Raw genomic sequence first — 14,891 nt, forward strand, 5'->3', positions numbered from 1 at the left:
TGAAACCCCCGGTAATTTCTAAAATACAAATGTTTCATTCGAGTGGTTTTAAATCAAGTTCTTCAGATATCATATGGATCTATGCCTGATTCAAATTTGTTATTTCGTATTAAGGAACAGGAGATACGAATTTGAGAGTCTAATTAATGTTTCATTGATTGTTGCGTATAATTTTCAAACGAATAGGCAATAGTTTTATTAAAGAATAATTGGGATTCTGCATTTAAAATAAAACTTTTTTAGGGCTATTTTTTTGTGCGGAATTACGGCTGTATATGGGATTCTAACAATTCTTAAATGAGGGTAGATAGAACTTTTAAAACATATTTTTATACGTATAAAAAAAATATATATTGATTTATAAGTATGAATACGCTAACATATAAGTGTTGATGGAAGCGCTTTACAGGGAAGAGATTAAAGGAGATGAGAAAAAATTATCAGTACTGTAATACGCTGAACGGGGAAGACTTTATTATATGAGTATTTAAATTTGAAAGGAGAAATTTTTAATGGTCAAAGAAAAGAAAATCCCGAGTGGTTTCATTTATTTCTTCGGAGCGTTTGGCGGTATTCTTTTTGGTTATGATATTGGTGTTATGACGGGTGCTTTGCCTTTTCTGCAACAGGATTGGGGTCTTCAAAACAGTGCCGGTATTATTGGCTGGATTACCTCTTCCGTAATGTTTGGTGCTATTTTTGGGGGAGCCTTGGCCGGACAGCTGTCTGACCGTCTCGGACGACGCAAAATGATATTAATTTCAGCTTTAATTTTCGTTATTGGTTCGGTCTTATCAGGAATTGCGCCGCATGATGGACAGTATTACTTGATCGGGGTTCGAATTTTACTAGGTTTGGCTGTTGGTGCTGCTTCTGCACTGGTTCCGGCTTATATGTCAGAAATGGCCCCTGCCCGTCTTCGCGGACGTTTGTCCGGTATTAATCAGACGATGATTGTCTCTGGAATGCTACTTTCATATATTGTTGATTTTTTATTGAAAAACTTGCCCGAAGCACTGGCATGGCGGTTAATGCTTGGTCTGGCGGCCGTACCTGCGCTGATTCTGTTTCTTGGTGTATTGAGATTACCGGAATCACCGCGGTTTTTAATTAAGTCCGACAAGCTTGATGAGGCACGAAAAGTACTGGGATACCTCCGTTCTAAAAAAGAAGAAATCGATTCAGAAATTGCTCAAATTCAAGAAACTGCCAAGGAAGAAAAGAATGCTAATCAAAAAGCATCATGGGGTGCATTGTTGAGTGGCAAATATCGTTATTTAGTTTTTGCGGGTGTTGGTGTAGCTGCTTTCCAACAGTTCCAGGGGGCCAATGCCATCTTTTATTACATTCCTTTGATTGTCGAAAAGGCAACAGGACATGCGGCAAGATCAGCATTGATGTGGCCAATTATTCAGGGCATCATTCTTGTAGCAGGTTCACTGGTATTTCTGGTTATCGCTGATAAATTTAAACGTCGGACTTTGTTAACTTTAGGCGGGACAATTATGGGTCTCTCTTTTATCTTGCCAGCCATTTTGAATTTTTTCATTCCTAATGCAAGTCCGATGATGATTGTTGCTTTCTTGTGTATCTATGTCGCCTTTTATTCATTCACTTGGGCCCCTTTAACTTGGGTTATCGTTGGAGAAATCTTCCCGCTTGCTATTCGCGGACGTGCATCGGGGTTAGCCTCATCATTTAACTGGATTGGTTCATTCCTTGTGGGGTTGCTCTTCCCGATCATGACTGCTTCGATGTCTCAACAAGCAGTTTTCGCGATCTTTGGTGTTATTTGTATACTTGGTGTTTTATTTATCCGGACACGTGTTCCTGAAACTCGGGGACACACTTTGGAAGAAATCGAGGCAATTGGAGAAAGAGCTGCTAATTAAAAAAAGTATTTTATAGACCGATCAGGTTTGGAGGCATGTTAAATGAACTTAGTAGAAACTTCCAAGGCAATTGAAGAAGGAAATGTTTCGTTAGGTATTGAATTAGGATCAACCCGTATTAAAGCTGTTTTGGTAACCGATGATTTTAACACAATAGCTTCTGGAAGCTACGTCTGGGAAAACAAGTTTGAGAATAAGATCTGGACTTATGCATTGGATGATGTTTGGGCTGGCATTCAAAGAAGTTATTCGCAGATTGCTGCAGATATTCAGGGAAAGTATCATACAACTTTGACAAAAATCAGTGCAATCGGTGTAAGCGCTATGATGCATGGATACTTGGTTTTTTCGAAAAATGATACGTTGTTGTGCCCTTTTAGAACTTGGCGCAATAATATTACCGGACAAGCGGCCGATGAATTGACCAAGCTGTTTCATTTTAATATTCCTCAGCGATGGAGCATTGCGCATCTTTATCAAGCTATTTTAAAAAACGAATCTCATGTAAATGACATTGATACGATGACTACTCTGGCTGGTTATGTACATTGGAAACTATCCGGTGAAAAAGTTTTGGGGATTGGCGATGCATCTGGTGTCTTTCCGATAGATGAAGTATCTGGAACATATGCGAAAGAATTGCTTGACAGGTTTGAAAGTCTGGAAAATGTAGCGCAATATAAGTGGCATATTCGTGATCTATTGCCTAAGGTCTTAAGAGCTGGGGAATATGCTGGAACATTGACTAGGGAGGGAGCGAAGCTTCTTGACGTTAATGGAAATCTCCAAGCGGGCAGTTTAATGGCTCCGCCTGAAGGCGATGCTGGAACGGGTATGGTAAGCACGAACAGTGTTCGCAAACGAACAGGAAACATATCAGTCGGAACTTCAGCTTTTTCAATGGTCGTCCTTGACCAGCCGCTGAAAAAAGTTTACAGAGACGTAGATATTGTGACTACGCCAGATGGTGCACCCGTTGCAATGGTTCATATTAATAATTGTTCATCAGATATCAATGCATGGGCTAATGTCTTTAAGGAATTTGCAGAACGTCTCGGCGTACCCTTAAAAGTCGATCGCTTGTATGAAACGTTATTTCTGGTTGCTACTAAAGCTGATCCTGATGCAGGCCGACTTATTAATTACAGTTATCTTTCAGGCGAAAATATTACCAAGATGCCTGCTGGGCGGCCGCTCTTTGTTAGAGATCCGAACAGTTCGTTTTCTTTAGCTAATTTTATGCAGACTCAATTATATGCTGCATTTGCGCCGCTTAAGATTGGCATGGATATTTTGAAAAATGAAGAACAAATCAAAACAGATGTTATGATTGCTCAGGGTGGCCTGTTTAAAACGCCAGTTATTGGACAGCAAATTCTGGCGAACGCGCTAAATACGCCAATTACCGTCATGAGTACAGCTGGTGAAGGCGGCGCTTGGGGTATGGCGGTATTGGCAATATTCGCAAAAAAAGGAAAGAATCATCAACCTTTAGAGGACTTTTTGGATCAAGAAGTTTTTGCCAATCCTGAAAGTATGACGTTAAGTCCAGAGCCTGAAGGAGTTTCCGGATATGAAACGTTTATTAAAAGATATCAAGAGGGCCTGCCAATTGAGTCTATGGCAATTAAGTCTATTTTAACAGGTGAATCTTAATTGACAAATAAACTCAGAAAAGCAATGGATAGAAATTGTTCAATAAAATGACCATTTGAAAAAATGGACATCAAATTATGCTATAGTTTAGTCCCTTTGAGTCGACAGATATGTTGATTCAAAGGGACTTTGCTTTTATTACTGCATGTCTGCAAAATAAAACCATGCTAAAAAACCTGATACCGTAAAAAATACCGAAATCAGGTTTTTACTCGATGGAGTTTCTTCTATGCATAAAATTATAAATCATGCAGCAAAATCAACTGAAGAATTGTCTATGCCCAAATGGATATGGTCCTGATATTTTTTCTTCATTCAATAAAAGTGCTTAATTTTCAATCATTTGAACACGTTGCTCATGACGTCCGCCAAGAAATTCACTATTCAACCACGTATCAACAATCATTTTTGCAAGATCCTCGCCAACAACACGGGCGCCAATCGCGAGAACGTTGGCGTTGTTATGAAGACGTGACATTTTCGCAGAGTAAGGATCACTGCAAATGGCAGCACGACAACCAGGAATTTTATTTGCACTGATCCCAATGCCAATTCCTGAGCCGCAAATGGCAATGCCAAGGTCGGCTTTACCGGTTGTCACCCATTCACCAATTTTTTTCCCATAAATAGGGTAATCTACTGATTCTGGAGAATTAGTTCCAAGATTAATGATTTCGTAACCTTTCGTTTGCAAATAGTTGTAAAGAAACTGTTTTAAATAGTATCCTGCATGATCTGATCCAATAACAATTTTTTTCAAGATGTTCACTCCCATAAACCAACTTGTATTCTATTACGAAAGAAGTATTAAGCTTCAACAGATAATTTGTAGACAATTTCTGATGAAATCTCCTGATGAGCGTTAATAACAATAGTACCAAAATGCGGATTGTTGATCGCATCAGGCAATGTTTGCGGTTCGAGAGCAACCGCCATAAATGGTTGTAGTCGATAACCATTGTTAACTTTTTCGGGAGTATTCACTGAATTTAAAGTATATACAATTAAACCATTTTTTTCGGAATAGATATCTAATCTCCGACCATTGACCGAATTTTTTAAAGTAGCGATTAGCGGCCTCTCCACTTTAAATGGAGTATCATAGCCATTGTTGCCGCTCTTCTTCAGTTTCTTGAGCATTACATCCAGTGGCTTATAGACCTGGAAATCAAACAGTGTTCCGGAGACAGGCAAAAATTTTCCTGTTGGCAGTAATTGACTGTCGGTTTCAGCAATTTCATTGGCCGAAATGCGCAGTTCATTATGGATTAACCCTTTTGAAGGATTCTCATTCAAATTAAAGTAACTGTGAATTGTTGGATTAAATAATGAGGGTTGATCAGAATCGTTATATGCCTTAAAAAGAATAACGAGCTGCTGATCATCTTTCCATTTGTAGGTTATGGTTACTTTCAGATCTCCGGGAAAGCCATCATCTGTTGACTTTATGATGCGTGAAAATTCAATTCCCTTAGCAACAGTTTTACTTTCCCATAACAATCCATCGAATCCATTCGTTCCTCCATGCAACGTATTTTTTCCTTCATTCTGAGGAACATGATACATCGTTCCATCGATAGAAAATGAACCATTTTTAATTCGGCCGCCCACGCGGCCAATTGCCCGATTGAAAAAGTAGGTTTTATCTGCACAAAGGGTATCTGGATCATCAAATTGCAAAATGATGTTGCCCACTTTTCCGTCTTTGTCCGGCATTGTCAGCTGGGTCAACGAGGCACCATAGTTAATGCAGGAGAAGGAGTAGCCATTGCCGTTATCAACGGTATATTTTTTTAAGTTGCCGAAGTTAGTGCTTTGCAGATGAGCATTTGTAATTACAGTGACCATTTGAATGCCTCTTTTCAAGTGATTTGTACTGGAAATAAATGAATGAATAATTATCTTTTTTATCAGTTTTGGAAGTAGAATAAGGTGCGGGCACCACGGTATGTATCTTTTCCACTTTATAATGCCTAATTCAGCTTCGGTTTAACTATAAACAAATATACGCGTAATTATTCTCGTTTTTTTGCCTCCTCTCGTTCCATGAATACGGTTTCATTTTATTATTGTTACGTATAAATGTCAAATATTATTTAAATAACATATAATTTTTTGACGGTATTATTTTTACTTAGTCTTTATATAATTTTTTATCTCATTAGCGATAAATAGCGTATTGATGATTTTTTCTTTATTATTTATAGAATAAAAAAATAGTTTTAACGAGAAAAATTTATACGAATAAAAATATAATATTGACTTATACGTATAACTGATATAAAATCAAATTTGTAAGCGGTTAATATTGGAGGCCTATTGGTAATCAATTCGATTAATTCGATGATGGTTCCTACTAGCACACGCAGTTCTCAACGATTTAGTATAAGCGGCTGTTTGTGGCATTAAAAAATGATTCAGCAGCTGTTTGTTATTGATGAAAAGATCAATACTTAAGTCAAGTTGGGGGATGGTTGAGCGTTTAAAAATATAAACAGTTATGCAAACTATGATGTGGCAACGTGAAGATCTGAGCTTTTAAATATTTGTAAATGTCAGCGATCATCTGACAGGACATACAGCAGACACAGATGGTGTTGAGAACAGTGATCGTAGTTTTCTGGAAGAAGTCTCCAAAAAAAGTCAGTCAAAACAATCCAATTTATTTTAAAGAAAAGAATGGAAAATATCCTTTCGGAATGACTTTGAGGGATCTGAAAAGATGTCGAGACTGTCTGAAACACATTAAAAAGCTGGCAAAGGAATGATGAACATAATGCTGGAAGATCTGAAAAAAGAAGTTTATGAAGCGAACATGCTCCTCCCCAAGTATAATCTGGTTACTTTCACATGGGGGAATGTCAGCGGTATTGATCGAGAGAAAAATCTATTTGTTATCAAGCCAAGTGGAGTTGACTATGACCGGTTGTCACCGGAAAAAATGGTTGTTGTTGATCTGAAAGGGCAGGTTGTCGAAGGTGAATTAAATCCGTCCAGCGATACACCGACACACCTTGTGCTGTATAAAAATTTTCCGGATATTAAAGGCGTTGTGCACACGCATTCCCCATGGGCAGTGTCGTTTGCACAGGCTGGGCTTGATATTCCGGCCGCAGGTACAACACATGCAGATACTTTTTACGGCCCTGTGCCGGTATCCCGTCCGATGACAGAGGCTGAAGTCGTTGAGGCCTATGAAAAACAGACCGGTGATGTGATTGTGGAAACATTTATAAAACGCCAAATTGATCCGAATCAGGTTCCTGCGGTCCTTGTAAATGACCATGGTCCATTTACCTGGGGAAAATCAGCGGACGAAGCCGTTCATAATGCAGTTGTATTGGAAGAGGTTGCAAAGATGACTTACCATACCTTACAGCTCAATCCCCATAAAGTTGTGATGGATCAGTTCCTTTTGGATAAGCATTTTCTAAGAAAACATGGTGCAAATGCCTATTATGGTCAAAAAAACAAATAATTGCAAGCGGAGGGTTCTACTATGCTGAACGAAAAAAAATATGAATTTTGGTTTGTAGTTGGCAGTCAACATCTTTACGGTGAAGAAGCACTTGCAGCAGTGAAAAGCAATACGCTGAAAATTATTGATGAACTGAATGTCAAAGGAAATCTTCCATACCCGATTACATTTAAAACGGTTGCGACTACCGCGGATAATATTACACAAGTAATGAAGGAAGCCAACTATCAAGATGACGTGGCTGGTGTCATTACATGGATGCACACCTTCTCGCCAGCAAAAAACTGGATTCGCGGTACAAAACTTTTGCAGAAACCGTTGCTTCACCTTGCAACACAATTCTTGAATACAATTCCTTGGAAAACCATTGATATGGACTATATGAATTTAAATCAAAGTGCTCATGGTGACCGGGAATATGGATATATTAATGCCCGACTGAAAAAGAACAATAAAGTGGTTGTCGGACACTGGAAAGATCAAAAGGTACAGAAGAAAATTGCCAATTGGATGGATGTAGCGGTTGCCTATAACGAAAGCTTTAATATTAAAGTTGCTCGTTTCGGAGACAACATGCGTAATGTAGCCGTTACCGATGGAGATAAAATCGAAGCACAAATTCAACTGGGCTGGACCGTTGATTATTATGGTATTGGCGATTTAGTAGCAGAAATGAAAAAGGTTACTGAAGAAGAAATTGAAAAAACTTATAAAGAGTGTCAGGAAAAATATGAATTTGTTGTCGGAGATAACGATCCGGCTTTCTTTGAAGAACATGTTAAGGAACAAATTCGAGAAGAAATTGCTTTGAGAAAATTTCTGGATCGAGGTGGCTACACGGCCTTTACGACAAATTTTGAAGACCTGTGGGGCATGAAACAGCTTCCAGGTATGGCTGTTCAGCGGTTAAACGAAGAGGGTTACGGATTTGCCGGTGAAGGTGACTGGAAGACAGCGGCACTGGATCGTCTGATTAAAATTATGACTCATAATAAGGGTACCGGATTTATGGAAGATTACACCTACGATTTGGTCAATGGTCATGAAGAGATCCTTGGGTCGCATATGTTGGAAGTTGACCCGACCTTTGCGCAAACAAAACCGAGAGTTGAAGTTCATCCGCTTGGCATCGGCGGAAAAGAAGATCCTGCACGACTAGTCTTTGATGGATCAAATGGAGATGCAGTTGATCTGACCATTTCCGATTTTGGCACGGAATTTAAGTTTGTAATGTATGAAGTTGATGGGAAAGCTCCTGAAGAGGAAGCACCACATTTACCTGTTGCACGCCAAATTTGGACGCCTAAATCAGGTTTTTATAAAGGGGTTGAAGAATGGATTAAAAATGGAGGTGGCCACCACACAGTGTTGACATTTAATGCATCTGCCGAACAGCTCGAAGATTTTGCCAAGTTAGTTGGCATTGAGACTGTAAACATTTAAGCGATCACATGTTACTGGCGAGTAACAATGAGTTTTTAACCATACTTTTGCCTAAGCCTCAAAATGGATCTGACCAGTCAAAGGTATGAATAGAGGGAGCAACTATTATGGCCGGGGATCAGCTAGACAATATGTTAAATGGTCACTTGTATCATCAAACGAATGAGCTTTTAGAAATTCGGTTTAAAGCTAGGGACCTGCTCTACGAATATAATCATTGCCATCCGCGCAATTTGGAAAAAAGAAGCCAAATTATTGAGAATTTATTTGGTGCAACTGGAAAGCATTTCTTTGTTGAAATTCCATTTCATTGTGACTATGGCTTTAACATTGAAATTGGAGAAAACTTTTTCTGCAACAATAATTGTACATTGCTTGACTGTAACAGGATTACCATTGGTGACAATGTTTTGTTTGCTCCTAATGTAGGTATTTATACAGCAGGACATTGTATTGATCCTGAATTACGGCTAAATAAGCAGGAATATACGGCACCTGTTCACATTGGTGACAATGTATGGATTGGTGCAAATGCTTCGGTGCTGCCTGGCGTTTCCATTGGTACGAATGTAGTCATTGGAGCGGGCAGTGTCGTAACGCATGACATTCCGGACAATTGTGTAGCAGTTGGTAATCCTTGTCGCGTTTTGCGTTATGTCAATGAACATGATAAGAAGTATTATTTCAGGGATAGAAAAGTGTGATTCAGCTGTGTGTCTATTTTGAAAAGGAGAGAGTTTATGAATAAATTAGATGTAAACGTCAAGATCTACGCAGATGGAGCAGTCATTGAAGACATGCTTGCAGCATATGAAACAGGCTTTGTATCCGGATTTACAACCAATCCCAGCCTGATGAAAAAAGCCGGGGTCACAGATTACGTCGCCTTTGCGGAAAAAGTGGTTAAGGCGATCCCTGATCTGCCGCTGTCCTTTGAAGTCTTTGCCGATGACTTTGAAACGATGGAAAAGGAGGCAGAAAAAATTCATGCCTTGGGGAATAACGTGTTTATCAAAATCCCCATTACAAACACAAAAGGTGAGTCTTCAATTCCGTTGATCAAAAAATTGGAAGACAAGGGCTATTCTCTGAATGTGACTGCTATTTTTACAACTAAGCAGGTAGAAGAGACGGTGGCAGCGCTCAATCCGGATGTTGCGAACATTGTTTCTGTGTTTGCTGGACGCATTGCCGATTCAGGTGCTGACCCGATTCCGTATATGAAAAAGGCAGTGGAAATTTGTCAAACCAAAAAGAATGCGCATCTATTGTGGGCAAGTACTCGGGAAGTATTCAATGTGTTTGAGGCAGATCGGCTGGGTGTCGACATCATTACGTGTCCTCCAGGCGTGATTGACAAGCTCAAAGGAGTGGGCAAATCCCTTGAGCAGCTTTCTCTGGAGACGGTTATCGGATTCAACAAAGATATTGAAAAACTGGGTTTTTCTATTTTGGCGTAACAACAACGTCGGCAACGGCGACTCATAAGGTGAGAGGAATGATGGCATGACTACTCCAATTGAACAATCAACAATCAACACGATTCGGACATTAGCCATAGATGGAATTGAAAAGGCAAACTCCGGTCATCCAGGCCTGCCGATGGGCGCAGCACCGATGGCTTATACACTATGGGCAAAGAAAATGAAACATAATCCGGCGAATCCTAAATGGTTCAACCGTGATCGGTTTGTGCTTTCTGCGGGGCATGGCTCAATGCTTTTGTATAGTTTGCTTCACTTATTCAATTATGGTTTAGACCTCGAAGAATTGAAAAAGTTCCGCCAGTGGGGAAGCCTGACTCCCGGTCATCCTGAATACGGCCATACCGTTGGCGTTGAAGCAACGACTGGTCCCTTGGGACAAGGTATCGGCATGGCAGTGGGCATGGCAATGGCTGAAGCACATTTGGGTGCGGTATACAACCGTGACGGGTACCCCGTTGTTCAGCATGCGACCTATGCGTTGTGTGGTGATGGTGATTTAATGGAAGGAATTGCTTCTGAAGCAGTCTCATTAGCCGGACATTTAAAATTAGGACGTTTGGTTGTGCTCTATGATTCAAACGGAATCTCTTTGGACGGAAACCTTAGCATGTCTTTCTCAGAGGATGTGCGCAAACGTTTTGATGCCTATGGATGGCAAACAATCCTTGTTGAGGACGGAAATGAAGTGGATGAGATCAAGGCTGCACTCGATGAAGCAGCACAAGATGAAACACGACCAACACTCATTGAAGTTAGGACAACGATAGGATATGGAGCACCAGAAATATCAGGAACAAATAAGGTTCACGGCAATCCGTTAGGCGCTGAAATTGCTAAAGCAACGAAAAAGGCCTATGGCTGGGACTACGAAGCGTTCTACGTACCGGATGAGGTAAAAGCAAATATTCAGAAACTGACGGCAAAAGGAAAGGAAGCAGAGGATGAGTGGAATCAGTTGTTTTCAAATTATGAACAGGCTCATCCTGAACTTGCCGAACAGTTAAAAAGTGCAATTGCCGGAGAACTGCCCGAAAAATATGATGCCGAACTTCCGATCTATGAAAAAGGATCAAAGAAAGCGACGCGCCAAACTTCGGGTGAAGTCATTAACGGCTTAGCAAAAACAGTTCCTCAACTGTTTGGCGGATCTGCGGATCTTGCTTCTTCAACGAAAACGATGATGAACGGCGAGGGAAATTTTCTTCCGAAAAGCTATGAAGGACGAAACATTTGGTTTGGCGTGCGTGAATTTGCGATGACGGCGGCAGTGAATGGCTTGGCGCTTCATGGTGGGCTGATTCCTTATGGGGCGACATTCTTTACCTTTTCGGATTACGCGAAACCGGCGATTCGTTTAGCAGCGTTGATGCAGATTCCTTCAATATTCGTGTTTACGCACGATTCCATTGCTGTTGGAGAAGATGGCCCAACACATGAGCCGATTGAACAGCTTGCTGGACTTCGAGCGATTCCGAATCTTAATGTTATTCGCCCTGCGGACGGTAACGAGGTACGTGAAGCATGGAAAACGGCAGTTGAAAGCAAGAAAACACCGACGGTACTTGTACTGACGCGTCAAGGTGTGGAAACTTTGCAAGGCGAAGTGGATCATGCAAAAGCCGGTGTTTTCAAAGGTGGCTACGTCGTCAGTGAAGCAGATGGAGAAGTAGAAGGCATTTTGATTGCAACTGGTTCGGAAGTCGGCCTCGCCGTACAGGCACAAACATTACTCAAACAAAAGGGTTACAGTGTTCGTGTAGTCAGTCTGCCTTCATGGGAACGTTTTAGAAAGCAGCCGAAAGCATATCAAAATGAGGTGTTGCCACCGGAAGTGACGGCACGAGTGGGTATTGAAATGGCGTCCTCACTAGGATGGCATGAATTTGTCGGCACGCAAGGTGAGTTGGTAACGATTGATCGATTTGGAGCTTCGGCCCCGGGAGAACGTGTGCTTGCCGAATATGGTTTCACCCCGGAACATGTGGCTGAAGTTGCTGAAGGTTTGTTAGATAAACAATTTTAAGACAACCGATTTTTAATGAAGATATGGCAATCGTGTATAAAAGAAAAGGTGTCTCAGAAGTCTATTGACTGTGAGGCACTTTTTCTTTTACAAATTGAGAAAATGCATAGATATGAGATCTCACTGAAAACTATTCGTAGCCGCGTCCTACAACATATGATGTCTAAATTGAAAATTAATGTGAAAATATCAGTTTAGAAAAGAATTAACGAGCATTGTCTCTTCGTACTCCTTAAAAAATGAAGTGAATGAAGGCAAATGGACCATCATGCATAGTTCGTATTGAGATGCCCTTCAATAAATTAAGTTGAATGAAAATGTCCACAATAAACGGACAATGGTCAGTCATCCTGGGCATGAATCGTCAATTACAATATGGGTAACGAAAGGAGGATTAATGGGCCTCTCAGTATGAAAATAAGAAATGAAGCCATACTTAGGAGGTGTGCACATTGCGTGTTGATGAAGATGAACTCATCCAGTTTCTTTTTGACAAAAATGATTTTGTTACGGCAGGTGATGCAGCTTTTGCACTCAACGTATCGGCAAAAACGATTTACAGAATGATAAAGGTGATCAATGCCCATAACGAGAATTTACCGATTATTGAAGTAAAACGCAATCGTGGACTGAGACTGAACAGGTACTATGAGCTGCATCAGAAATCATATATTAGTAATCTGTCCGACCAAAGTCCAATTGAACGAAGAAATAGTTTAATGCTTAGTCTTTTGTTTAAGGCACCCTTTAAAGTGTCTGAATACCATCTTTTTAAACCTTATTTTGTAAGCCATTCGGTCATCAAAAATGATCTTAAAATTATGAGCAACCAACTGCAGAAATACGAACTTAAAATTGATAATGGTGACCATCGGTTAAGCATTATCGGTGCTGAAATTAATATTCGACAGGCCATCAACGAAGTACTATTGAGAATGAACCGTTTTGAAAATACGCTTGATTTTACTTCAAATTCATTTGATTTGAATATGTATGATCAAAAATTCATTCTTTCACAACTCGGTGAGTTAAAAAGTTATCTCGGTGAAAGTATTCCATTTCCTTACAATATTAATATTTTTTCTCATTTGTATATTCTTGTAAAGCGTTCTAGAGAGGGAAAAGTGTTAAATAATGGAAATCTGCATTTTGATGAGAAACAAAGAAGGTTAATTCAGGAAAATATTGATCTGTATAATTTGGCAAAAAGGATAAAGATTAATATTGATCGCTATTTAGGCACCACTCTTGATGGTGTCGAATCACTTTTTCTGTTGCAATATTTGGTTTCCGCCCGTTTGAGCACTAAATCAATTTCAATTAAACAAATGCCGAACCAAGTTCGTGCGATCAGTCATTTTTATGTTGAACAGGTGAAAGCGGCATTAGGCAGAGAAATTAATCCTATTGTAGCAAGTGATTTGGCAAACCATATTAAACCCATGCTCAACAGGCTGCAAAATGGAATCATAGTAAAAAATGCATTACTTAAGGAAATCCGTGAAGAATACGGACAGTTGTTTGAACTCATATGTGTCGTTTCAAAAGAAGTTGTTAATAAATTTAACTTGGAAAGTCCGATATCCCCGGATGAAAATGGTTTTATAGCTTTGTATTTTGCAAAATTTTTGGAAATGCATTCTGAATTAAAGCGAATTGCCATTGTATGTACAACGGGTATAGGAACATCCCAACTGTTGCAGGTGAAAATACACAAAGAGTTTCCTGAAGTTGAGATTGCCTGTGTCACTTCAACAGCAAATTATCAGGAGGATATTAATAAAGTTCTGCCCATTGATCTAGTTATATCGACTGTGAATTTTAAGACATCAAATAACATTCCAATTGTTGTTGTGAGTGCCTTATTCACCAATGCAGATCGGATGCGGGTAAAACGAAAATTAATGGATGAGGGATTCTAATGATCAACATGTTTACCCAGTATATACTGAAAGCTCAAAGCAAAAGAGGGATTTATTGCGAACTGGGAAATTTTCTGGAAAAAAAGAAAATAATTAGTAATATTTGGAATTTCATAGCGGAAGTTGAACTGCGTGATCAATATGGCTCTACAAATATAGGTAATGGGGTGGCTGTTCCCCATTACCAGACTGACCAAATCGATACTTCTTTAGTTATTATCGGTGTATGCCATGATGTGATTGATTGGCCGACACCAGATTCAATACCAATAGGTGTCATCCTTTTATTTATTATTAATCCTCATTCGGCTAGAAATGACAATTTTAAATGCCTGATGAGAAATCTGGCTTCTAAAGGGAATCTTGATGATCTAACCAGTGTGCATGATAAAGAAGAGTTTCTTCTTCGTTTAAGTGAAACACCAAATTATGGATGACAGGAAAGAGCAGGTAAGGAGGATTAAGAATGAGTATTATCAACGCAAAACTAATTTTCACCCATATGCAGTTTAACAGTCGTCAGAAAGTGATCGGTTATCTTGCCAAACAGTTGTCCGTTAATGGATACGTAAGAGATTCCTTCGAAAAGTCTGTACTTGAGCGCGAAGAACGATTTCCTACCGGTCTGCCGGTTGGCAAATATGCGGTGGCGATTCCTCACACTGATTGGCAGCATGTAAAACAATCGACAATTGCAGTTGCCACTTTAGCAGAACCAGTAGTTTTTCACAATATGGCCGTCAAGGACGAAAATCTTGCAGTGCGTATGGTCATCATGCTTGCAATGAGTGTGCCGCATGGACAGGTAAAATTACTGTCAGAAGTGATGTCGCTCGTGCAGGATCAAGGCCATTTTGAACGACTGATTAATTATCAATCAAATGAAGCATTATATAAGGATCTTGAACAACAGTTTTCAAAATTAAATTTTGAACAGAGTTAAGGATCATTATTAAGTTTCATGTTAGACCATTTAATTATGTATAGGAG

Annotated in this window: 12 protein-coding genes; 10 read left to right on the forward strand and 2 right to left on the reverse strand. The window is 39.7% G+C overall.

What is annotated here, in order from left to right; all coding sequences use genetic code 11:
- Positions 1-512 precede the first annotated feature (512 nt).
- Both NIE88_RS01620 and NIE88_RS01625 read left to right on the forward strand, forming a co-directional pair.
- On the forward strand, positions 513-1,892 hold the full coding sequence (locus tag NIE88_RS01620; RefSeq protein WP_253057981.1) for a sugar porter family MFS transporter: 1,380 nt from the start codon (positions 513-515) through the stop codon (positions 1,890-1,892).
- Between the two features lie 42 nt (positions 1,893-1,934).
- A complete protein-coding gene (locus NIE88_RS01625; protein WP_253057983.1) occupies positions 1,935-3,548 on the forward strand; it encodes a xylulokinase in 1,614 nt (537 codons plus the stop codon).
- Between the two features lie 328 nt (positions 3,549-3,876).
- Here NIE88_RS01625 and rpiB read toward each other — a convergent pair whose 3' ends face one another.
- Together rpiB and NIE88_RS01635 are read right to left on the reverse strand one after the other, a co-directional pair.
- Positions 3,877-4,308 carry a ribose 5-phosphate isomerase B gene (gene rpiB, locus NIE88_RS01630; RefSeq protein WP_253057985.1) on the reverse strand — a complete coding sequence of 144 codons (432 nt, stop codon included), beginning with the start codon at positions 4,306-4,308 and terminating at the stop codon, positions 3,877-3,879.
- A 47-nt stretch (positions 4,309-4,355) separates the two neighbouring features.
- Positions 4,356-5,396, reverse strand: coding sequence for an aldose epimerase family protein (locus tag NIE88_RS01635; protein ID WP_253057987.1), 1,041 nt, complete (start codon positions 5,394-5,396; stop codon positions 4,356-4,358).
- Positions 5,397-6,324: 928 nt separating this feature from the next.
- Here NIE88_RS01635 and NIE88_RS01640 point away from each other — a divergent pair.
- The 8 genes from NIE88_RS01640 to NIE88_RS01675 all read left to right on the forward strand — a co-directional run bounded on the left by NIE88_RS01640 (position 6,325) and on the right by NIE88_RS01675 (position 14,844).
- Entirely contained in the window at positions 6,325-7,026 is a 702-nt protein-coding gene (locus NIE88_RS01640; RefSeq protein ID WP_290446275.1) for an L-ribulose-5-phosphate 4-epimerase, read from the forward strand.
- A gap of 21 nt (positions 7,027-7,047) precedes the next feature.
- Positions 7,048-8,469: an L-arabinose isomerase gene (gene araA, locus NIE88_RS01645; protein ID WP_253057989.1), complete on the forward strand. Its 1,422-nt coding sequence runs from the start codon at positions 7,048-7,050 to the stop codon at positions 8,467-8,469.
- A 107-nt stretch (positions 8,470-8,576) separates the two neighbouring features.
- Positions 8,577-9,173 (forward strand): sugar O-acetyltransferase, encoded by a 597-nt coding sequence (locus NIE88_RS01650; protein WP_253057991.1) that lies wholly within the window; start codon positions 8,577-8,579, stop codon positions 9,171-9,173.
- Positions 9,174-9,209: 36 nt separating this feature from the next.
- Positions 9,210-9,929: a transaldolase gene (locus tag NIE88_RS01655; protein ID WP_253057993.1), complete on the forward strand. Its 720-nt coding sequence runs from the start codon at positions 9,210-9,212 to the stop codon at positions 9,927-9,929.
- 46 nt (positions 9,930-9,975) lie between these two features.
- The gene (gene tkt / locus NIE88_RS01660) at positions 9,976-11,979 is read left to right on the forward strand and encodes a transketolase (RefSeq protein WP_253057995.1); all 2,004 of its coding nucleotides are present in this window, start codon (positions 9,976-9,978) and stop codon (positions 11,977-11,979) included.
- A gap of 719 nt (positions 11,980-12,698) precedes the next feature.
- The gene (locus NIE88_RS01665; RefSeq protein WP_290446267.1) at positions 12,699-13,901 is read left to right on the forward strand and encodes a BglG family transcription antiterminator; all 1,203 of its coding nucleotides are present in this window, start codon (positions 12,699-12,701) and stop codon (positions 13,899-13,901) included.
- Complete coding sequence (locus NIE88_RS01670) at positions 13,901-14,338, forward strand: PTS sugar transporter subunit IIA (protein WP_253057999.1); 438 nt, start codon at positions 13,901-13,903, stop codon at positions 14,336-14,338. The genes NIE88_RS01665 and NIE88_RS01670 overlap by 1 nt, the downstream gene beginning before the upstream one ends.
- Positions 14,339-14,367: 29 nt before the next feature.
- A complete protein-coding gene (locus tag NIE88_RS01675; RefSeq protein ID WP_253058001.1) occupies positions 14,368-14,844 on the forward strand; it encodes a PTS sugar transporter subunit IIA in 477 nt (158 codons plus the stop codon).
- The last annotated feature ends 47 nt before the right edge of the window (positions 14,845-14,891 follow it).

This window comes from Sporolactobacillus shoreicorticis (assembly GCF_024125445.1).
Lineage (GTDB): Bacteria > Bacillota > Bacilli > Bacillales > Sporolactobacillaceae > Sporolactobacillus > Sporolactobacillus shoreicorticis.